This window comes from Streptomyces sp. TE5632 (assembly GCF_054061295.1).
The window spans coordinates 1,076,948-1,097,418 of sequence record NZ_JBSSEA010000003.1 but is presented as its reverse complement, the minus strand read 5'-3'; the positions used below and the strand labels follow the sequence as shown (position 1 = coordinate 1,097,418).

Annotated in this window: 17 protein-coding genes; 10 read left to right on the top strand and 7 right to left on the bottom strand. The window is 72.5% G+C overall.

What is annotated here, in order from left to right; genetic code table 11:
• Positions 1-27: 27 nt before the first annotated feature.
• Positions 28-1,218: a glycosyltransferase family 4 protein gene (locus tag ACVW19_RS10180; protein WP_457458561.1), complete on the bottom strand. Its 1,191-nt coding sequence runs from the start codon at positions 1,216-1,218 to the stop codon at positions 28-30.
• A gap of 400 nt (positions 1,219-1,618) precedes the next feature.
• On the bottom strand, positions 1,619-2,590 hold the full coding sequence (locus ACVW19_RS10175; RefSeq protein ID WP_457458559.1) for a DUF3068 domain-containing protein: 972 nt from the start codon (positions 2,588-2,590) through the stop codon (positions 1,619-1,621).
• A 253-nt stretch (positions 2,591-2,843) separates the two neighbouring features.
• Here ACVW19_RS10175 and ACVW19_RS10170 point away from each other — a divergent pair, with 253 nt between their 5' ends.
• The 4 genes from ACVW19_RS10170 (at position 2,844) to ACVW19_RS10155 (ending at position 6,031) form a co-directional block, all read left to right on the top strand.
• Positions 2,844-2,996: a hypothetical protein gene (locus ACVW19_RS10170; protein WP_181383736.1), complete on the top strand. Its 153-nt coding sequence runs from the start codon at positions 2,844-2,846 to the stop codon at positions 2,994-2,996.
• A gap of 3 nt (positions 2,997-2,999) precedes the next feature.
• Complete coding sequence (locus tag ACVW19_RS10165; RefSeq protein ID WP_457458557.1) at positions 3,000-4,247, top strand: PucR family transcriptional regulator; 1,248 nt, start codon at positions 3,000-3,002, stop codon at positions 4,245-4,247.
• Positions 4,248-4,400: 153 nt separating this feature from the next.
• Positions 4,401-5,174: an IclR family transcriptional regulator gene (locus ACVW19_RS10160; RefSeq protein ID WP_457458556.1), complete on the top strand. Its 774-nt coding sequence runs from the start codon at positions 4,401-4,403 to the stop codon at positions 5,172-5,174.
• Positions 5,171-6,031: an SMP-30/gluconolactonase/LRE family protein gene (locus tag ACVW19_RS10155; protein ID WP_457458554.1), complete on the top strand. Its 861-nt coding sequence runs from the start codon at positions 5,171-5,173 to the stop codon at positions 6,029-6,031. Before ACVW19_RS10160 ends, ACVW19_RS10155 begins: the two co-directional genes overlap by 4 nt.
• 44 nt (positions 6,032-6,075) lie before the next feature.
• Here ACVW19_RS10155 and ACVW19_RS10150 read toward each other — a convergent pair whose 3' ends face one another.
• From ACVW19_RS10150 to ACVW19_RS10135, 4 genes are read right to left on the bottom strand one after another with little or no spacing between them, the layout of a single operon-like run.
• Complete coding sequence (locus ACVW19_RS10150) at positions 6,076-7,497, bottom strand: FAD-dependent monooxygenase (protein WP_457458552.1); 1,422 nt, start codon at positions 7,495-7,497, stop codon at positions 6,076-6,078.
• Entirely contained in the window at positions 7,487-8,797 is a 1,311-nt protein-coding gene (locus ACVW19_RS10145) for an MAB_1171c family putative transporter (protein ID WP_457458551.1), read from the bottom strand. Before ACVW19_RS10145 ends, ACVW19_RS10150 begins: the two co-directional genes overlap by 11 nt.
• On the bottom strand, positions 8,794-10,065 hold the full coding sequence (locus ACVW19_RS10140) for an MAB_1171c family putative transporter (protein WP_457458549.1): 1,272 nt from the start codon (positions 10,063-10,065) through the stop codon (positions 8,794-8,796). The genes ACVW19_RS10145 and ACVW19_RS10140 overlap by 4 nt, the downstream gene beginning before the upstream one ends.
• Positions 10,062-10,589 carry a toxin gene (locus ACVW19_RS10135; protein ID WP_457458548.1) on the bottom strand — a complete coding sequence of 176 codons (528 nt, stop codon included), beginning with the start codon at positions 10,587-10,589 and terminating at the stop codon, positions 10,062-10,064. Before ACVW19_RS10135 ends, ACVW19_RS10140 begins: the two co-directional genes overlap by 4 nt.
• Before the next feature lie 310 nt (positions 10,590-10,899).
• On the opposite strand from ACVW19_RS10135, the gene ACVW19_RS10130 reads away from it, so the two are divergent.
• From ACVW19_RS10130 to arfA, 4 genes are all read left to right on the top strand, one after another.
• Positions 10,900-12,258: an extracellular solute-binding protein gene (locus tag ACVW19_RS10130; protein ID WP_457458547.1), complete on the top strand. Its 1,359-nt coding sequence runs from the start codon at positions 10,900-10,902 to the stop codon at positions 12,256-12,258.
• On the top strand, positions 12,255-13,196 hold the full coding sequence (locus ACVW19_RS10125; protein WP_457458545.1) for a carbohydrate ABC transporter permease: 942 nt from the start codon (positions 12,255-12,257) through the stop codon (positions 13,194-13,196). Before ACVW19_RS10130 ends, ACVW19_RS10125 begins: the two co-directional genes overlap by 4 nt.
• Positions 13,193-14,056 (top strand): carbohydrate ABC transporter permease, encoded by an 864-nt coding sequence (locus ACVW19_RS10120; RefSeq protein WP_457458543.1) that lies wholly within the window; start codon positions 13,193-13,195, stop codon positions 14,054-14,056. The genes ACVW19_RS10125 and ACVW19_RS10120 overlap by 4 nt, the downstream gene beginning before the upstream one ends.
• 113 nt (positions 14,057-14,169) lie before the next feature.
• Complete coding sequence (gene arfA / locus ACVW19_RS10115; RefSeq protein ID WP_457458541.1) at positions 14,170-15,684, top strand: arabinosylfuranosidase ArfA; 1,515 nt, start codon at positions 14,170-14,172, stop codon at positions 15,682-15,684.
• Positions 15,685-15,737: 53 nt separating this feature from the next.
• On the opposite strand, the gene ACVW19_RS10110 is transcribed toward arfA, so the two are convergent.
• A complete protein-coding gene (locus tag ACVW19_RS10110) occupies positions 15,738-18,587 on the bottom strand; it encodes a glycoside hydrolase family 35 protein (protein WP_457458538.1) in 2,850 nt (949 codons plus the stop codon).
• 393 nt (positions 18,588-18,980) lie between these two features.
• Between ACVW19_RS10110 and ACVW19_RS10105 the strand changes: the two genes are divergently transcribed.
• Entirely contained in the window at positions 18,981-19,631 is a 651-nt protein-coding gene (locus ACVW19_RS10105) for a DUF4360 domain-containing protein (RefSeq protein ID WP_457458536.1), read from the top strand.
• Between the two features lie 386 nt (positions 19,632-20,017).
• Positions 20,018-20,467, top strand: a complete 450-nt coding sequence (locus ACVW19_RS10100) for a hypothetical protein (RefSeq protein ID WP_457458534.1) — start codon at positions 20,018-20,020, stop codon at positions 20,465-20,467.
• The last annotated feature ends 4 nt before the right edge of the window (positions 20,468-20,471 follow it).

The window sequence follows — 20,471 nt, the reverse complement described above, 5'->3', positions numbered from 1 at the left end:
TGCCCCTGTCAGTCATATGTCTGCCGTTCATGGCCGGTGACTCCGCACCGCCTCCGCCGCCACCGCGCCGAACTGCCGCACCGTGCGGCCCCAGCGGAAACGGGCGGCGTGGCTCCTGGCCGTCCGGCCCATCAGTTCCCGGCGGGCACCGGACAGGGCGAGCGTGCACCAGGCCGCCGCGAACGAGGACTCGCCGCGGGCCAGCACGCCGGTCTCGCCGTCCACCACGGAATCCCTGAGCCCTGGCACGTCGAAGGCGACGGTCGGGGTCCCGCGGGTGGCCGCCTCCGTGACGACCAGCCCCCACCCCTCCACCGCGGAGGGGTGCAGCAACAGCCAGGCCGCGCACAGCAGACGGTGTTTCTCCGCCTCGGAGACGTGTCCGGTGAACTCGACACCGGGACCGGCGAGGCGTTCGAGGCGTTCCCGCTCGGGGCCGTCGCCGACGATCACCAGCCGGCCGCCGGTGACCGGCCGCACCCGTTCCCACAGCCGGAGCAGCAGATCGATCCGCTTGTACTCGACGAGCCGGCCCACCGCCACGAAGAGCGGCTCCGGGGAGCGCCCGGTGCGCGGACCGGGCTCCTCCACACCGTTGTGCACGACCCTGATCCGCTCGCGGGGCACGCCGATCCCGTGCAGCGCGTCCGCGGTCGACGGGGAGACGGCGACCAGCAGCCCGTGCCGCCGGGCGCCGGTCAGCGCCCAGTGCTCGAGCCTGCGCCCGATCCGCGCGGCCGGAGCCAGCGGACCGCCGAAACGCATGCGCCACAGGTCGGTGTGCACATGGTTGACCAGGCACAGCGTCGGCCCGCGGTGCCACATCGGTGCCAGGTACGGCATGCCGTTGCAGACCTCGACCAGCAGATCGCAGTCGCCGACCTGGCGGGCGAAGGCGGCACGGGCCCGCAGGAAGTGACTGTAGGCGCCGCCCGCCGACACCACGCGGTAGTCGCGGACGGGGGTCGCCGGGCCCCCGCACAGCAGGGTGACCTGGTGGCCCGTGCGGCTCAGGCCGTCGGCGAGCCGGTCGACCAGCAGCTCGGAGCCACCGGCCGAGGGGTTGTCCAGGTCGCGGTGGGCGAGGAAGACGATCCGGCGGGGGCCGGGGGACACCGCCGGAAGCGCCTGCGGCACTCCGGGAAGCAGGGTGCGGTGGGGGTCCTCCCGCTCGGGAGAAGCCGAGAGTGGGGGAGAGGACGGTACGTGCTGGGGCATCGGTGCTCCAACTCGTCTTGGGGTCATGCGTGGGGTACGCGGGACACGTGCGGGTCGGACCGGGGTGCGCGGTGCGGGCAGTGCTGCCGAGTGCGGGCGGTGTCGGAGGTACGGGGAGTTTGGAGGTACGGGGAGTTCGGAGGTACGGGGAGTGTCACGAGGCGCAGGGGGTGCGGAACGTGGTGGCGCGGAACGGGGAGGAATTCGGACGGGCGGGGTGGCGTCGGCCGGAACTCGAATGCTTCGGGAGAGCACGGGTGCTCTCCCTGGGCGTGGACTGTGAACGGCTTGTGCGCGGGGTGGGGATGGACAGTTTTCGCCCAGACGTCCCCCAGGGCTACTCACCGGGATGACAATTTCGGGCCTCGTCGACTCGGAAGTCGCTTCGGTTCGTGAGTGTTTACCGAGCGGTACCGGGCAAACCGGGACGCTCTTCTTCCTTCCGGCCACGTGCCACCAGAATCCCGCCGGTCACCGCGAGCACGAATCCCGCCACGGCCGCGCCGGCCGGAAGGGTCTCTCCCACCATGCGCAGCTGTCCGCTGTCGCGCTTCGCCTGCCGCACGGCCTCCTTCTGCGTCGCGGCCGTGAACGCCAGCTTCTCCGCGTCCAGCAGGACCGCCGCGTCCTCGTCCCCACCCGGTGCCCGCAGCGTGCGCCGCGGGCCGGTCTGCGCGTGGATCACCCGGCCGGTGGCCTGGTCCACGACCAGCTCGAGGCCGTGGTTGGAGTACCACTCCTCGGCCAGCACCTGCGGGCGGTCCGGCTCGTCCACGAGGGTGCCCGGCACCAGCCGGGTACCGGTCTTCGTCGCCGGTACCGAAGCGGTGAACCGGTAACCCGTGTACCCCTGGACCTTCTCGGTGCCCCGGTAGCGCATCACGACCGTGTCGCCGAGGGTGTTGTCCCACCACTGGTAGGAGCGCTTCTGCACGTCGAAGGGGAACTTGAGGTACGCCTCACCCTCGATGTGGGGCTTCTCCTCACAGCAGTGGACCGGCTTCGTGGTCCTGCGGTCCAGCACCCAGCGGTGCGGGGAGAAGTCCAGCGCGTCGTGCGGATCGGCGGCCGGCAGCGACGTGTCGGTGTCCACCGTGGTGATCACGTCCCACACGGCGTTCCCGCTGTCCACGCTCGCCTCGACGTTCCCGCGCACCCGCTGGGTGACGGTGATCGCCTGACCCGGCACGGTCTCGACCCGGTCGAGGTCGAACACACTGCCCCGGCCGGTGTAGACGGCGGTGGTGTCGATGTCGATCGGGTTCACCGCGGCACGTGGCTGCACGTACCAGGCCAACAGGGGGGCCAGCACCAGCAGAAACGTTCCGAAACCGAGCACGACCAGGGAAAGGGGGGAGGCTGTACGGCGCATCCGGGCACTCCAGAGGCTTGGGACGGATCGGCGCTGACAGGCCGGATCCGTAGAGGAAAACGCGCGTGCGAGAGGGGCGGAGCCATCCGGCACCCCCTGCGGGCCGGGACCGAACTCCCTCTGGGCCGGGAACCGTAAACGCCCCTTGACGGAGTGTCAATGCACACTCGACACTGGGGAACGACGGACAAGGGTGGCGGAACGCGCTTTCGGGGGGTGGGGAAATCCTCCGACCAGAGAGGCTGACCCTGAGATGTCCAGACTGCTCGCCGCCGCGCTGACGGTCGTGCTCGCCTCGGCCCTCGCCGTGGGTGCGGCGCTCGGCGTGGTCGCGCTGCTCGATGCCACCCCCGACCAGCCGAACACGCCGTTGATCACCTATGAGCACGCCGGTCAGGGGAGCTGACGGGTGACGGCGGCCACCACCGTCCCGGCCCGCTCCGCCTGGCGCGACGTCCCGCGCTCCCAGGTGCACCGGTTCGCCGAGATCGCCCTGGCCGAGGCGCCGGCACTCGCCGAGGAGATCATGAGCGAGATCCAGCGCGAGTACCCCGAACTCCCCGTCGTGCTCGGCGACTCCGGCGAACCGATGGCTCTCATCGGCATCCGCCGCGCCATCGAGGTGTTCGTGCGGCATCTGGAGCACGCCGACTACTCGGCGGGCCGCCCCACGGCACCGCCCGGCCTGTTCCACGACTTCGGGCGCGGTGAGGGCCTGCACGGACGGTCGCTGGACTCGCTCCAGGCGATCTACCGGCTCGGTGTCCGCATGGCCTGGCGGCGGCTCGCCGAGATCGGCCAGCGCATCGACATCCCGCCGCCCGCGATGTACGAACTCGCCGACGCGGGCTACGCGTATCTGGACGGACTGGTCGACCAGTCCGTCCGCGGCTACGCCGAGGCAGCCGCCCGGCAGGCGGGTGAACGGCTGCGGCTGCAGCGCCGGTTGATGGAACTCCTGCTCACCGAGCACCATCGGGGCGATCCGGCCGAAGCGCTCGCCGAGCGGGCCGCCCGCGTCGGCTGGCCGCTGCCCGGGAAGGTCGCGGTGGGCGTCCTCAGGCGTCCCGCCCGGGAGGCGGTGGCGCCCGCCGTGGGGCCGGAGGTGCTGCTCGACATGGAGTACGAGCAGCCCCGCATGATCGTCCCCGAACCGGACGCCGCCGGCCGCCCCGAACTGCTGCACCGCGCGCTCACCGGCTGGTCCGGCGCGATCGGACCGCCGGTGCCGCCGGCCGACGCGGCGAAGTCGCTGCGCTGGGCCGAGGCCGCCCTGCTCCTGATGGAGCGCGGGCTGCTGCCCGCCGACGAGGTGCTGCACTGCACCCGGCACACCCAGGCGCTGGTGCTGCTCCAGCCAGAGGAACTCATCGACGACCTCGCGCTCAAGTGCCTCGCCCCGCTGGCCCACTGCACCCCCACGAACGGGCGGCGGCTCGCGGAGACGCTGCTGGCGTGGCTGGAGACCAGGGGCGGCGCGCCCGAGGTGGCGGCACGGCTCGGCGTGCACCCGCAGACCGTCCGCTACCGGCTGCGGCAGATCCGCGAACTGTGGGGCGACGAGATCGACGACCCGGACCGCCGCTTCGAACTGGAACTGGTCCTCCGCGCCCAGCGGCTCCGCGGCGAACTGGGCGAACCCCGCTCCCGGGGGTGACCGACGGCGTCCCGCGGTGCCCGGCGGGGCCACGACCCCGCCGGGCACCGCGGGCCATTGCCCGGGGTGGTCCGGATGGCTAGCCTGTGTTCGTCATTCCGGTCGCCTGTTGAAATCTCGAACAGGCTGAGACAGACAGGGAGGGGGCCGGTCGTGGGACGCCTCGTACCAGCCGTGACCCGGGCTCTGGACATCCTCGAGCTCTTCCTCGACGGGGACGGGACGCTCTCCGCCCCCGACATCGTGCGCAGGCTCCAACTGCCGCGCACCACCGTGCACGAACTGGTGACCACGCTTGCCGCGCGGAAGTACATCGTCCCGGTGACCGGCCGGCCCGGCCGTTACCGGCTCGGCGTACGGCCGTACCAGCTCGGCGCCCGCTACGCCGAGCACCTCGACCTCGCCGCCGAGGGCCGGCAGGTGGCCCGGTCCGTCGCCGAGACCTGCGACGAGACGGTGCACGTGGCGATCCTGGAGGACACCGACGTCATCTACATCGCCAAGGTGGACTCCACCCACGCGGTGCGGATGGTGTCGGCGGCCGGCCGACGGCTGCCCGCCCACTGCACCTCCGTGGGCAAGATGCTGCTGGCCTCCCTGCCCGAGCGGGAACTCGCCGCGCGCCTGCCCGCCGACGCCGAGCTGACCGCGATGACCCCCGACAGCATCACCGACCCGGCCGCCCTGCGCGAGGCCCTCGCACAGATCCGCGCCCGGGGCGTCGCCGTGGAGAACCGCGAGTCCAACCCGGACGTCAGCTGCGTGGCCGCGCCGGTCCGCGACCGCACCGGGCAGGTGGTCGCCGCGCTGTCCATCTCCGTGCCGATGATCCGCTGGAGCGAGGAGCGCCGCACCGAACTGGAACAGCTCGCCGTCAAGGGCGCCGACGACCTGTCCGAGCGGCTCGGCCACCGGGGGACGCCATGACCGACGGCACCTCCTGCGAGGTCGCGGTCCGCGCGGAGTCCGTCCTGGGCGAGGGCCCCACCTGGGACCCGGCGACCGGCCGGCTGCTGTGGATCGACATCCCGAACTCCCGGATCCACACCTACGATCCGGCCACCGGCCGGCGCACCCTGCGCCGGACCGAACAGCACGTGGGCGCCGTCAAGCCCCGCGCGGGCGGCGGCCTGGTCCTCAACCTGCGCGACGGGATCGGCCTGCTCGACCCCGACGACACCTTCCGCTGGCTGCACCGCGAGCCCGTCCCCGGCCGCCGCGGCAACGACGCCGCCGTCGCCCCCGACGGCACGCTGTGGGCCGGCACCATGCGCTACGACGAGGCCACCGGCGGCGGCACCCTCTCCCGGGTCACCGGCGACGGCACGGCCGAGGTCGTCCTCGACGACGTGACGGTGAGCAACGGCACCGGCTGGAGCCCCGACGGCCGCCTGATGTACTACATCGACACCCCCACCCGCCGTATCGACGTCCTCGACGTCGACGCGGCCTCCGGCTCGGTCACCGGCCGCCGCCCGCTGGCCGTCATCGAGGACGGCGCGGGCTTCCCCGACGGCCTCACCGTGGACGCCGAGGGCTGCGTGTGGGTGGCGCTGTGGGACGGCGCCGCGGTCCGCCGCTACACCCCGTCCGGCGCCCTGGACCGGGTGGTGGAACTCCCGGTCCCCCGCGTCACGGCCTGTGCCTTCGGCGGCCCCGGCCTGACCGACCTGTACGTCACCACGGCCCGCGTGGGCCTGCCCTCCCCGCCCCCGCTCTCCGGCTCCCTCCTGGTGATCCCGGACGCGGGCAAGGGGCTCGCCCCACCCGCGTTCGCGGGCTGACGACGCACCCGCCCGCCGTACCCCACGCCCCTGTCTCCCCTGGCTCACACCCCCGTACGGTCCAGTCGCTCGAGGACCTTCCGCTCGCCCGGGGTCAACGGCGGTTCGGTCGACGGGGGCAGGGGGGAGCCGGTGAGGGCGGCGAGGGCCGTGGTGGGACGGAACACGCGGGTCGCCGGTGCGCGCAGGCTGGTGACGTCCCAGAGCGCCGAGGCCGCCGGGTAGGAGCCGGTGGCCGCCCGCGTCACCCGCCGCGTGTACGCCGAGACGGCCCGGTCGGCGGCGGTCGGCGTACCGCCGCGCACCCCCGGGTACAGCACGTCCTGACTGACCGCCATGGACCAGGCACCCTCCGCCGACCGTGCCGCACCCCGCAGCGTCCGTCGGGCGAGACCGGGCGCGCCGAGGTCGCCGCCGGCCCGCTCCAGCTCCCGGCCGAGCACCCGCGCGCCGAACGCGGCCACCGACATGCCGTGCCCGTACGCGGGGTTGAACGTGGCCAGCGCGTCCCCGAGGACCACGAAGCCGTCCGGCCACCGCGGGAGCTTCTCCAGATACCGCCGCACATTGCTGGTCGACCGGCTCAGGTGCACGTCGGTGAGGGGTTCGGCACCGGAGACCAGCCGCCCCACGATCGGGTCGGGCAGGTCGAGCATGTACCGCAGGAAACCCTCCGGGTCCGACGGCGGCTCACCGCCGCGGGAGCCGCCGCAGCTCACCAGCCACCGGCCGCCCTCGATCGGCATGACCATCGCGCTCCGCGCCGGCCGGGACGCGAACGGGTCGGCCTGCACGATCGTCAGCGGGAACAGCTCCGCGCCGTCCGGCACCCGGTAGATGCGCGTCGCGTTGACCAGGCCGGAGTCCACGGTCCGTGCCCGGACGCCGGACAGTCCGAGCCCGTCCAGCCAGCTCACGACCCGCGTACCGCGTCCGCTCGCGTCGACCACGAGGTCGGCGTCGAGGTCCTCCTCCACAGCCGGCTCCCCGCCGGGAGCCACCACCCGCACCCCGCGCACCCGTTCGGCGGTTCCCGTCAGCCCCACCGCCGCCGCCTTGCGGATCTCGACCGGCGCGTGTTCCTCCAGCACCGCGGTGCGTATCACCCAGTCCAGCAGCGCCCGGCTGCACGTCAGCATGACCGGCCCCGGGCGCCGCCAGCGCCGGAGCCAGCCCTCGGAGGTGCGGGCCAGCATGCCCGAGCTGAGGGAGATCTCGTGCGCGCCGGCGGCGAGCAGCCGCCGCCGCGGGCTCACACCCGGCAGCAGTTCCTCCATGGCGTCCAGCCCGCCGGCCATCAGCAGATGCGCGTGGCGTCCCTGCGGCAGGCCCCGGCGGTGCTCCGGGCCGTCGGGCAGATCGTCGCGGTCCAGCACGATCACCTCGTCCACTCCGGAGTCGGACAGGGCGGCCGCGGCCAGCATGCCGGCCAGCCCGGCACCGATGACGACAGCTCTACGCGACATGGGGCTCCTCGGGTTCTGTCATGGATCCGGTCATGGAGGTCCGCGCCGCGTCGTCGTACGCGGAAGACGCCGAGGACGCGTTGCTCGTGGTGACCGCAGTGACCGCAGTGGCCGCAGTGGCCGCAGTGGCCGCAGTGGCCGCCGTGTCGGCCGTGTCGGCCGTGTCAGCCGGGGTGGCCCCGTTCAGCGCCTGGGCCAGTTCCACCAGCCCGCTCGTGCCGGAGACCTCGGTGGCGTGCAGCCGGTAGCCGGTGTCCGGCTCGGGCGGCTCCTCGCGGGCCGCGGCCCGGCGCGCGGCGTCGGTGAGCATGGCCGCCTCCGCCGCCAGCCGGGCCTCGTACGGGGAGCGGCCGGCGGCCAGGGCGGCGTCCCGCACCCGCTCACGGACCCGGTGGTCGAAGTACGGCGCCAGGGCGAGCAGGGCGTCGTGGATGGACACCTCACGCCACTGCAGCCGGACCTGGGGGAGCTGCCACCAGGCGGTGGGCGGCTTGGGGGCGGTGGACACCGACCGCACCAGGTACCACAGCGGAGCCAGCCGCCGGTGGTCGCGCAGCCCCCGCCACTGGGCGCGGGCCGGCGGCACCAGCCTCGGCAGCGCGAAACCCGCCGAGCAGACCACCGCGCCCAGCGACGCCATCGGCGGGGCGACGTGGGTGGACAGGAAGTCGAGGTCGTGCCCCGTCCAACGGGCCACGACCGCCGTGTACTTGGCCAGCTGGAAGCCCACCACGTCCAGCAGCGTGCCCAGCAGGATCAGCCGCAGCCCGGTCCGCAGCAGCCCGGTGACCTCGCGGGCCCACCGCAGGCACATCGCGCACATCACCAGCGTGGCCGCGCTGTGCCCGACCAGGTACAGCAGGATCATCTCCCGCATGAACGGGGTGGTCGCGTAGTAGGTGTCGAGGTCGGTCAGCCGCTCCGTGCCCGCGTCGGCCAGCGCGAACAGCACGACGATGGCGAGCACCACCAGACCGTAGGCGGTCACGCTGCGCAGCACCATGCGCCGTACCCGCTCGCGGGGCCCGCCCCGCCAGTTGACCAGCAGGACGAGCATGGCGCAGCTGTACGCGGAGAGCATGCCGTAGGTCATCGGCGCACCGAAGTTGGGGACGCCGGTGAGACCGTTGACGGCGGCCAGGGTCGCCGGGGCGGCGCAGACGAAGACCATGGCGCCGAGGACGATCGCCGCACAGGTGGACAGGGTCAGCGGCTTGCGCAGGGCGGTGCGCGGGCGGCGCAGCACCAGGAGGGAGGACGTCCCGAACACGAACGCCGCCAGGTACACGACGAGACTCACACGGCACCACTCCCGGCACCCGTCCTGGCCGTGCCGGCGGGCATGCCGCTCCGTGCCACCGGCGGACCCGGCATCACCGGTGCCGGTGCCGGTGCCAGGTCCGGTGTCGAGGCCGGTGTCGAGGCCGGTGCCGGGGCCGCCGGTGCGGTGCCGGCCAGGGCGTCGGCGATCCGGACCAGTCCGGCCGGTCCCGGAACCCGGCCGAGGAGCCGTCCGGTGCCGTGGGTCGGCGGGACCCGTCCGGGGGCGGCCTCGTCCCGTGCCGCGGTGACGATCACCGCGGCCCAGGCGGCCGCCTCGGCCCACTGGGGATCGGCCGTCGTCTCGAGCGCGAAGGCGCGGGTCCGGTCGAACAGGCCCCGGTCGAAGTAGGCGTCCAGGTGGCTCAGCGCGTTGTGGATGCTGGTCTGACGCCACACCAGCCGGGCGGCGGGGGAGGCGAGCCGGGGCCGGGGCAGCCGCAGCGTCCGGCGGACGAGCAGGTCGTCGAGTGCCCGCTCCAGCGGTGCGAGCCGGGAGTACGTCCGGCGGGCCCGCCGCCACCGGGTCACCCTGGGTGTCACCAGCGGCGCCAGCACCCCCATGACGGTCAGCAGGGCCCCCAGCCCGGCGGCGGCCGGGGAGACGGTGGTCCCGAGCGCCGACCAGTCCCGGCCGGACCAGCGGGCGGCCACCGCGACGAGCTTGGCCAGGCTGTAGCCGGCGCCGCACAGCGCGCCCGCCCCCATCAGGGTCAGGCCCACCCGCAGCCCGCCCCGCACCCGGCGGGCCCAGCGCAGCGACGACACGGCGGTCACGGTCACCGCAGCGAGGTGCGCGACCAGGTACAGCACGATCATCTGGGCGATGTACGGGGTCGTCGCGTAGTAGGTGTCCAGGTCGGTGCGGCGTTCCACCGGCGTGTCGCCGAGGGCGAAGGTCACCGCGATGCCGGCCAGGACACAGAGGTAGGCGAGCAGCCAGCGGCGGGCCGTGCGGCGCACTTTGGGCCCGCCGCGCCAGTGGACGACGAGGACCTGGGAGGCGGCGCAGTAGGCGGTGATCGCCGCGTACGTCAGCGGCGCCGCGAGGTTCGGCACTCCGCTCAGCCGGTTGATCGCGCCGACCGTCGGCGGTGCTCCGAGGAAGAAGCACAGCCCGGCCAGCCCCAGCACCGCGCAGATGGCCCGCAGATACGGGTCGCGACGGTGCCGCAGCAGATCCGGGGCCCGCACCAGCAGGCCGGTCCAGAAGGCCCCGCAACTGACGTAGTTGATCAGGCCGTTCATCGTCTCGTCCCGCGGTGGTTGAGCGCGGCGCCGATGCGTCCGGCGAGATCCTGCGGTTCCCCGGAGTCGCCGCCCTCCGCGGCGAACACGGAGTCGGTGGAGGCCTCCAGCCAGGTGCGCAGCCGACGGCCCATCAACATGCCGAAGCGATCCGCCTCCTGCTCCTCGGCCAGACTGAAGTCGGTGCGTGCGGCGACGGACTGGACGGAGCCGTCGGACGCGTACGGGGAGGTGGTCTGCCGCCGGTTCATGTGCCACACCTCGTGACAGAAGATCACGATCTGGTGCCACACCGCGGCCCGCTCGTCCACCACCACGTAGTCGTGGTTGTCCCGCTCCAGCCACAGCCCACTCGCGGTGTGCGGCGGGAACGCCGCCCGGTGGACGCGGACTTCACGCCCCCGCCAGGCGCCGACGGACGCGACGAGAGCCTGGAAGAGAACCTCGGGCTCCGCCGGGACCGGCACCCGGATGGGGTCGATGAGGGCGTCGGCGAGGCGACGCATCTCCTTCCTGGTGCGCACCGTTGTCTCCCTCGTCTCCCTCGTCTCACTCGCCTCCCTGGCCCCTCGGAGGTGATCTCAAGGCCGTTCGAGACTACGCGCCGTCCGTGTCCACGTCATGCGAACCGGTGACGCCCCGCCACCACGGGCGGGCGCGCGAACCGGAGCCGGGCCCCGAGTTCTCGTCCGAACCATTGACGCGCCTCCGCTCGGCCCATACGGTCCGTTCGAATTCACGGGCGCCAACCGATATATCGAACAACCTGTGTGAGGTGCGGCCCGTACGGGCGTGACTCCTCCGACCACGACATCCCGACAGATGGGGCAGGGCATGGGACGACCTGGCCTGAATCGCAGGCACTTACTGGCCGCGGCGGGCGGCCTGACGGTCGCGGGCAGCTTCGGCTTCGCGGCCCTCGGCACCGGCGCGGACGCCCTGGCCTCCGACGCCGGCACGCGGGTGCGGTACTGGAACCTCTTCAGCGGCGGCGACGGCTACAACATGATCGCGATGCTGGACGCCTTCCGTGCGGACCACCCCGGCATCGACGTGAAGGACTCCACCCTCCAGTGGGGCAGCCCCTTCTACACCAAACTCGCCATGGCCGCGGCGGGCAACAGGGCGCCGGACCTCGGCGTCATGCACCTCGGCAGGGTCCCCGGCTTCTCGCCGGGCCGCCTCCTGGACCCCTGGGACGTCGGCCTGCTCGCCCGGTACGGCGTGCGGGAGGAGGACTTCGACCCCGAGCTGTGGAAGCGGGCCGTCGTCGACGGCGAGCTCTACGCCCTGCCGCTCGACATCCACGTCCAGCTCTGCTTCTACCGCAAGGACGTGCTGGGGAAGGCGGGCCTGCTCGACGCCGACGGACGCATGGTGCCCGTGACGTCGGCCGACGAGTGGTTCGACGTGCTGAAGGAGGCCAGGAAGGCCACCGGGAAGGGGCTGCAGACCATCGGCCTGTGGGTCAACGACCAGAACTTCCAGTGGTGGTTCTTCGTCGCCTTCTACACCCAGCTCGGCGGCACCTGGTTCGACGACGCCCGCACCGAGGTCACCTTCGACACCGACAAGGCCGTCCAGGTCCTGGAGTTCCTGCGCCGGCACATCACCGACGGGTACGCCGACCCGGGCTTCGGAGGCGGCGCGGGCGCCGAACAGTTCATCAACGGCGCCCCCTTCGTCTGGGAGGGCAACTGGTCCGTCCCGGTCTTCTCCGGGGCGAAGCTCGACTACGGCGCCACACCGCTGCCGCCCGTCTTCGGCCGGCCGGCCACCCACGCCGAATCGCACTCCTTCGTCCTGCCGCACCAGTCGGACCGCGGCGGCGCCTCCGACGAGGGCGCGCACCGGCTCGCCGCCTACGTCGTCCAGCACGCCCGGCAGTGGGCCGGCGGCGGACACATCCCCGCCCACACACCGACCCTGTCCACCGCCGCGTACCGGGAACTGGAGCCGCAGAACGAGTACGTCACGGCGATGGACCACCAGGCCACCGAGCCGAAGGTGTGGTTCGCCGGCTCCACCGGCATCCTCGCCCAGCGCGTCGGCCCGATCGTCGTCTCCTCGACGATGGGCTCCGCGAAGCCGGACGCGGCCGCCCGCCGGATGAGGAGCACGCTCACCGAACTGCTCGCCACGAAGAACCCGATGGACGGCAGGACCGCCGCCGAGGGAGGTGCGGTCGCATGACGACGACCGGCGCCGAGACCGTCGTCCGCCCGGTGCGCGCGACGACCGCCGCGGACGGCGCCACCGTCCGCCGCGCACAGGGCTTCCAGCACGGCGGCTGGTTCGTCGCCCCGTTCCTCGCCCTGTTCGCGCTCTTCGTGATCTGGCCGCTGCTGCGCGGCCTCTACCTCAGCTTCACCGACGCCAACATCTCCGGCGACGGCGCGAACCTCGTCGGCCTCGACAACTACCGCGAGGCCCTGAAGGACCCGCTGATGTGGGACTCGCTCGGCCACAGCGCCTACTTCACGCTGCTCGTCGTGCCCTGCATCACGGTCCTCGCCCTCCTCCTCGCCCTGCTCGCCCACCACATCGAGCACGGCACCCGGCTGTGGCGGCTCTGCTTCTTCATGCCGTTCCTGCTGCCCTCGACGGTCGCGGCCAACCTGTGGCAGTGGCTGTTCAACCCCGGCAGCGGCATGGTCAACCACGTCTTCGGCATCGAGACGCCGTGGCTGACCGACAAGTCCTACGCGATGCTCGCGATCGTCGTCACCACCCTGTGGTGGACGGCCGGCTTCAGCTTCCTGCTCTACCTCGCCGCACTCCAGGGCATCCCCGCGCACCTGTACGAGGCCGCCAGGCTGGACGGCGCGAACGCCTGGCACCGCACGGTCCACATCACGCTGCCGATGCTGCGCAACATCACCGGGCTCGTCCTCGCCCTGCAGATCCTCGCCTCGCTCCAGGTCTTCGACCAGGCCGTCGTGATGCAGGACTTCGGGCCGGGGCCCGAGGAGTCGACCCGGACCTTCGTGCAGTTCACCCTCGAAGAGGGCTTCACCGGCTACCGCGTGGGCTACGCCTCCGCCGTCTCCATCGTCTTCTTCGTGCTCATCGCGGCCGTCGCCCTCGCCCGGATGTGGCTGCTGCGCAACCGTGAGGAGGGCGGCCGATGACCACCGCCGCACAGCGGACACGGAACAAGCCCCGCCGGACCTGGACGGCCGGCCAGATCGTCCTCACCCTCCTCGGCACGGCCGTCTCCGTGGTCTTCCTCGCCCCGCTGGCCTGGGCGCTGTTCACCTCCCTGAAGCCGGAGACCGAGGCCGTCGAGGTGCCGCCGCACTGGCTGCCGAAGGAGTGGACCGGCCAGGCCTGGTCGGCGGTCGTCGAGTCCGGCGACATCACCGACTGGCTCGTCAACTCCCTGGTCGTGTCGGTGTGCGTGACCGCCGTCGTGCTGCTGGTGAGCGCACTGGCCGGATACGGCTTCGCCCGCACCGAGTTCCGGGGCCGGGGCGTCCTGCTGGGCGTCGTGATGACCGGGCTGATGATCTCCCCGGCCGTGCTCGGCGTCCCCCTGTTCACCACGGTGCAGCAGATGGGCATGGTCGACACGTACTGGGGGATGATCCTGCCGCAGTGCGCGCCCGCCGCGATGGTCTACATCCTCTACAAGTTCTTCCAGGGCGTCCCGCGCGAACTGGAGGAGGCCGCCTTCATCGACGGCGCCGGCCGCTGGCGCGTCTTCTTCACGATCATCCTGCCGCTGTCGCGCCCCTCGCTCGCGGCGGTCGGCATCTTCACCTTCATCAGCTCGTGGAACAACTTCCTGTGGCCGTACATGGTGACCAACGACCCCGACCTGATGACCATGCCCAACGGCATCGCGACCGTCATGAACTCCTACGGCATCCAGTGGGCCCAGCTGATGGCCGGCGGCCTCCTGGCGGGCCTGCCGCTGATCGTCGTCTTCGTCTTCTTCCAGCGCCAGATCGTGGCGGGCGTCGCGCACACCGGCCTCGCCGGCCAGTGACGCCCACCGCCGTACCCGCGCCCGCACCGGCACCCGTACCCGCGCCCGCACCGGCACCCGTACCCGCGCCCGCACCGGCCGTGCGGGCACCGGCGAACCCCCGAAAGGAAAAGATGCGTACCGCCCGCTTCACCCTCGACCCCGCCTTCACGGTCGGCCCGGTCGACCCCCGCCTCTTCGGCTCCTTCGTCGAACACCTCGGCCGCTGCGTCTACACCGGCGTCCACGAACCCGGCCACCCCACCGCCGACGCCGACGGCCTGCGCACCGACGTCCTGGACCTGGTCCGCGAACTCGGCGTCACCGCGATCCGCTACCCCGGCGGCAACTTCGTCTCCGGCTACCGGTGGGAGGACTCCGTCGGCCCCGTCGAGGACCGCCCGCGCCGCCTCGACCTCGCCTGGCACTCCACCGAGACCAACCGCTTCGGCCTGTCCGAGTACATCTCCTTCCTGCGGAAGATCGGCCCGCAGGCCGAGCCCGTGATGGCCGTCAACCTCGGCACCCGGGGCGTCACCGAGGCACTCGAACTCCAGGAGTACGCCAACCACCCCGCCGGCACCGCCCTGTCCGACCTGCGCGCCGCGCACGGCGACAAGGACCCCTTCGGCATCCGGCTGTGGTGCCTGGGCAACGAGATGGACGGCCCCTGGCAGACCGGCCACAAGACCGCCGAGGAGTACGGCCGCCTCGCCGCCGAGACTGCCCGCGCCATGCGCCAGCAGGACCCCGGCGTCGAACTGGTCGCCTGCGGCTCCTCGGGCCGGTCCATGCCCACCTTCGCCGCCTGGGAGGCCACGGTCCTCACCGAGACCTACGACCTGGTCGACCACATCTCCCTGCACGCCTACTACGAGCCGCACGACGGCGACCTCGACTCCTTCCTCGCCTCCGCCGTCGACATGGAGTCCTTCATCGAGGACACCGTCGCCACCTGCGACCACGTCGGCGCGAAGCTCAAGTCCACGAAGAAGATCAACCTCTCCTTCGACGAGTGGAACGTCTGGTACATGTCCCGCTGGCAGGAACGGGCGACGACCTTCGCGCAGGACGACTGGCCCGAGGCGCCGCGCCTGCTGGAGGACAACTACAGCGTCACCGACGCCGTCGTGTTCGGCTCGCTCCTCATCGCCCTGCTCCGGCACGCCGACCGGGTCAAGATCGCCTGCCTCGCCCAGCTCGTCAACGTCATCGCGCCGATCATGACCGAGCCGGGCGGTCCCGCCTGGCGCCAGACGACGTTCCACCCGTTCGCGCAGGCCTCCCGGTACGGCAGGGGCGAGGTCCTCGACGTCCGGGTGGACTCACCGACGTACGAGACGGCCCGGTACGGCACCGCCGACCTGCTGCACGCCACCGCCGTACGCGCCGACGACGGCACGGTCACCGTGTTCGCCGTCAACCGGAGCCGCGCCGGGGCGCTGCCGCTGGAGATCGCCCTCGGCGGCCTCGGCCTCACCACGGTCGTGGAACACACCGTCCTCGCGGACGCCGACCCCGACGCCCGCAACACCCTCGACGAACCCGAGCGGGTCACCCCGCACCCGGCCGAGGGCACGGCCCTGGCGGACGGGCGGCTCACCGCCGTACTGGAACCACTGTCCTGGAACGTGATCCGACTGGCCTGAGCCCGACAGCGTGACGAAGGAGGCTGCCGGAGGGGGCCGCCGGGGCGGTGGAGTCACCGTCCCGGGGACTCCACCGCCTCCACCGGCACCCCGCCGCGCGCCGCGCCCAGCAGCGTCAGCCGCACCTCGCCCGGACCGGCGGGTGTGGTCCCGTCGGACAGCACCGCCAGGGCCAGTGTGTTGGACCCACGTGTGCGGAGAATCCCGTTCGGCAGCACAAAGGTGTGCTGCGGGCCCACATCGTTGATGTACTGACCCATGTTCCAGCCGTTCAGGAAGATCTGGACGCGGTAGGCGCGCTCCGGCTCGTCCTCGAGGACGAGACCGACCGACCCGTCCACGTCCGGATCGACGTCCAGCCGGAAGTCCGTCCGGTACCAGGCCACCCCCTGCCGCCGGCCCTCGCGCGGAAGGTCCACGGTCTCCCAGCCCCGGTCGTCGTGGCCCGGCAGGTGCCAGCCCTCGCGTTCCCCGTACAGCCCGCCGTTGTTCAGCGCCCCCCGCACCCGGTCCGGCGCCTCCGCCCCCTGGATCCGCCAGCCGATCTCCCGGGAGGCGCCCTCGAAGGCGACGGAGGTCAGCCCGCGCACGGCCCCGGACGTGCCGTTCGCCTCCCCGTCCCCGGGCCCGTCCCTTTCCTCCCCGGCTTCCTCCCCGGCCTGCTGCATCGGCCGTACGAGCACGGACAGCACCCGCCCGCCCCGCTTGCGCAGCCGCTTGGGCACGGCGAAGGTGGCCGTGGCGGTCCAGGCACCCCGGCCCACCGTGTCCTCGTCCGGCACCGGCATGCGGTGCGTGCCCAGCGGCTGCCCGTCCAGCCAGGCCATCAGCAGCCCCTGCGTCCCCGTGCGGTACGACAGGGACACCGACCTGACGCCGCGCGCGTCCTCGAAGCGTCCCCGGTACCAGACGTCGCCGTAGTGGAAGCCGTAGTCGTCCGCGAACAGCACGGGCTGTCCCTGGGGCACGGGAGCGCCGCCGCGGGAGGCGGTGCGGTCGGCGACCGTCCACCGCGTGTCGTCGAAGTCCGGCTCGGCCTCCGGGTTCTCCGTCCGCCGCCGCCAGCCGTCGAGCGCGGGCAGGGACGGTGCGGGCGTGCCCGGCATCAGCCCCTCCATCACCAGGCTCCCGGCCCGGCTGAGCGTGGTGCGCACCGGCTGCCCGTTCCAGGTCACGGAGGTGACCCCGCGCGGCGCCCACACCTCCAGGCCGGTCTCGCCGACGATGTCGCCGGTGAGGTGGGCGGTGGCGCCCCGCAGCGTGGCCGAGCGCAGCAGCGCCGGACCGTAGACCAGCAGCGAGCCGGACGGGGTCTCGTAGGGCCACAGCCGCAGCGCGGTCGCGTCGTCGGCGAACAGCAGCAGCATGGGCGTCTTCGAGTCGCCGTTCTCGACCAGCACCCGGCTCAGCCCGCCCACCCCCAGCGGCGTCACCACGTTCAGCCGGCCCCGGGCGTAGGACCAGGCGGGCTCGTTGTCCAGCCGGTTGGTGAGCGGCTGGACGTCGCAGTCGAGGGAGACCTGCGCCGTCTCACCGGCCCGGCCCACGAACGCGGCGATGTCCTGCCGCCCGACGGCCAGCCGGAACATCGGCTGCGCGGTGGAGAACGCCAGCTTCCGCCGCCCCAGCTCCAGCCCGGTGACGAGCAGTTTGGCGTCCCGCGCCCCGACCGTCACGGGCACCTCGATCCCGGTGCCCGGCAGCGCGGAGGTGACCTGCTCGGCGGAGTCGTTGCGCAGGACGTACACCTGGGCGTCGGTGTCGGGGTTGGCCAGGTGGTGGACCTTCAGCCGGTCGTCCTTCGCCCGCACCTCGTCGGCCGGCTCCAGCCGGGCGAGGTCCGGCACGGTCCGCAGCAGATGCCCGAGCTGCTGCAGCGGGGCCAGCTTGGAGGTGGGCCGGCGGGCCTGGTCGATCGGGGCCCCGTAGTCGTACGAGGTGTACACGTCCGGCGAGGACAGCCATCCCCAGGACGTCCCGCCGACCGCCATGCGCACGGTGTGCGCGGTGATCCCGTCGGCGAGGCCGGTGAGGAGGCTGCTCCGCTCGTGTGCCGGGTCCCACTTCTCGCGCACCCCGATGTACCCCCTGCCGCCGGAGGAGACCCCGCCCCAGGGGTCGGACGCGCCGACGGCCGCCCCGGCGACGAACCCGGGCGTCCGCGGCCCGTCCGCGCGACCGTCGTCGTGGAACAGCGGTACGTCGATCCCGTCGGCGCGCACCTTCCTGTGGAGGTGGGACATGAGGGTGCCGCCGTCCGCTCCGCGGTACCGGTCCTCGAACTGGTACAGCAGCACCGTGCCGCCGCCGCCGGTGAACAGATGCCGGACGGCGATGGCGTCGACCGCGCCCAGCCACTCGTCCACGTGCCGCAGATACGCCGGGTCCGCGGTCCGGGCGGCCACCCCCTCGGCGGCCCTCAGCCAGCCGGGGAGGCCGTCGGCGTCCAGATCGGCGGACCCGAGGTACGGCCCCGGACGAAGGACGACGTACAGCCGCTCCTCGGCGGCCATGGTGAGGAACAGATCCAGGTCCCGCACACCGGTGAAGTCGTGCCGGCCGGGCGCGGGGGAGTGGAGGTTCCAGGGGACGGGGACACTGACCGCGTTGTGCCCGTGGGCGCGCAGCTTCTGCAGCACGTCCCGCCACAGCGACGGGCTCGGCAGCCGGAAGGGGTGCATCTCGCCCGACCACAGCACCAGCCGCCGGCCGTCGACCAGCAGCGAGTACCGGTCGAAGCCGACCTCGTGCCGCTTGCCGTCCGCGCGTGGCACAGCGGGCGGCGGGCCCGTCGGCACGGCCTGCGCCGGGTGCGTGCCGGTCGCCGCCTTGCTGCCGGCCAGCGCGAGGCCGAGCGCCGCCGTTCCGGCCAGCGCGGTGAAGGTACGCCTGCTGAGCTCCAAGGGAGCCGCCTCCTGGTGTGCTGCTTGTGCTCCTGGTGGGCCATTGTCTACGGATCGGCCCGCCGGTGTTCACGCGAGGTTCCCGGTACGTCCGTTTCGCCCGGTACGAGTGAGGCCGGTGGGGCTCGGGCGGGTCGTTCCCTTTCCGTTTCCCCTGTGAATGCTCCGTCGATCCGTACGGGGTGAATGGCCGGAGTTCATCCTGCCCGCCGGTCTCCGCGCTGCGTACGATGCGAGCGCTCCCGGCCTTCACGCCACCTTCATGCCTCCTTCACGAGGGCCGGGGGCTCATGCGCCCGCACGCTTGTCAGGTGCATGACGTTTCAACGAAAAGGAAGGGCGACACGAGTACGACGTCGCACCCACCCCCCCATTGACCGGATTGGGAGAACCATGGCTGGTGGCCTGCTTCTCGGCGGCGCGGTGGCCGCGCTGCTCACCGCCGCGATACCCGCGCACAACCCGTCCTCCGTGTTCGACGACCCGCCCTCGGACAAGATCGTCATCGACATCGCCACGGTGAACGGCTCCGGCTGTCCCAAGGGCACGGCCGCGGTCGCCGTCTCCGAGGACAACACCGCGTTCACCGTGACCTACAGCGACTACCTCGCCCAGGCGGGCGGCAACTCCGACCCCACGGCATCCCGTAAGAACTGCCAGCTCAGCCTCGTCGTCCACGTACCCCAGGGCTTCACCTACGCCATCGCCAGCGCCGACTACCGCGGCTTCGCCGCCCTCCGGCCCGGTGCGAAGGGCACCCAGCGGGCGTCGTACTACTTCCAGGGCTCCCCGAACACGGAGTACCGCACCCACACCTACGACGGCCCCTACGACGACAACTGGCAGGCCACGGACACCACCGACTGGGCCCAGCTCGTCTACGCCCCCTGCGGCGTCCTGCGCAACTTCAACATCAACACCGAACTGCGCGTCAGCGCGGGCACCGTGTCCCCCGGCAAGGTCAGTTTCATGACGATGGACTCCACCGACGGGGACATCAGCACCACCTACCACATGGCCTGGAAGGAGTGTCCGGCCTCCTGACCTGCCAGGCTCGCGTGTACACCGGAGGAAGCCGGCTCGCCGCCTGGTTGATCCAGGAGGTGCTGGTCCGGCTCCTTCGGTGAACGGGCGTGCGCAGCGGGTCGCCCGAGATGCCAGACCGCTGTCGCGGTACTAGGCTCGGTGGCTGAATGCCGTATGCACGGCACGCACGGCACGCCCGGCCGACCGGTTCCCGGTAAAGCGGACCAAGGCCACGGTGACCGCCCGCGAAGGGCGACCTGGAGGCGTCGGCGGTCGAGCCCGTGTTTGAGACGACATGCGGTGACATCAGAAGACCCTGCCGCAATTCCGACTTGCGGCTGCGGCCGTCCAATTCCGCGCTTCCTTCCGGGGACGCGGGAGATGATGGAGCGAGAGGTATTCCCATGCGAGCACAACGCGCGAAGCGTCTGGCCGCGGTGTCCGCCGCCGGGCTGGTGATGGCCGGTGGCGTCGCGGTGGGCACGGCAAGTACTGCTTCGGCGTCCGTCGCGTCCTACAGCCACAGCCAGAGCGATCACCACGGCGACAACGGTCGTGGCGGCTATGGCGACCACCATGGCGACTACAACCGTGGCGGCGACCACCGCGACGACTACGGTCGTGGCGACCACCACGGCGACCACAACCGTGGCGGCGACCACGACGACGACTACGGTCGTGGCGGCTACGGCGACCACCATGGCGACTACAACCGTGGCGGCGACCACGATGACTACGGTCGTGGCGGCGACCACCACGGCGACCACAACCGTGGCGGCGACCACGATGACTACGGTCGTGGCGGTTATGGCGACCACCATGGCGACTACAACCGTGGCGGCGACCACCACTAGGGAG

Bases quoted from the DNA above. Each gene is read 5' to 3' on its own strand.
- ACVW19_RS10180 (WP_457458561.1), bottom strand. From the start codon at position 1,218: ATGCCCCAGCACGTACCGTCCTCTCCCCCACTCTCGGCTTCTCCCGAG.
- ACVW19_RS10175 (WP_457458559.1), bottom strand. From the start codon at position 2,590: ATGCGCCGTACAGCCTCCCCCCTTTCCCTGGTCGTGCTCGGTTTCGGA.
- ACVW19_RS10170 (WP_181383736.1), top strand. From the start codon at position 2,844: ATGTCCAGACTGCTCGCCGCCGCGCTGACGGTCGTGCTCGCCTCGGCC.
- ACVW19_RS10155 (WP_457458554.1), top strand. From the start codon at position 5,171: ATGACCGACGGCACCTCCTGCGAGGTCGCGGTCCGCGCGGAGTCCGTC.
- ACVW19_RS10150 (WP_457458552.1), bottom strand. From the start codon at position 7,497: ATGTCGCGTAGAGCTGTCGTCATCGGTGCCGGGCTGGCCGGCATGCTG.
- ACVW19_RS10140 (WP_457458549.1), bottom strand. From the start codon at position 10,065: ATGAACGGCCTGATCAACTACGTCAGTTGCGGGGCCTTCTGGACCGGC.
- ACVW19_RS10130 (WP_457458547.1), top strand. From the start codon at position 10,900: ATGGGACGACCTGGCCTGAATCGCAGGCACTTACTGGCCGCGGCGGGC.
- ACVW19_RS10125 (WP_457458545.1), top strand. From the start codon at position 12,255: ATGACGACGACCGGCGCCGAGACCGTCGTCCGCCCGGTGCGCGCGACG.
- ACVW19_RS10120 (WP_457458543.1), top strand. From the start codon at position 13,193: ATGACCACCGCCGCACAGCGGACACGGAACAAGCCCCGCCGGACCTGG.
- arfA (WP_457458541.1), top strand. From the start codon at position 14,170: ATGCGTACCGCCCGCTTCACCCTCGACCCCGCCTTCACGGTCGGCCCG.
- ACVW19_RS10105 (WP_457458536.1), top strand. From the start codon at position 18,981: ATGGCTGGTGGCCTGCTTCTCGGCGGCGCGGTGGCCGCGCTGCTCACC.
- ACVW19_RS10100 (WP_457458534.1), top strand. From the start codon at position 20,018: ATGCGAGCACAACGCGCGAAGCGTCTGGCCGCGGTGTCCGCCGCCGGG.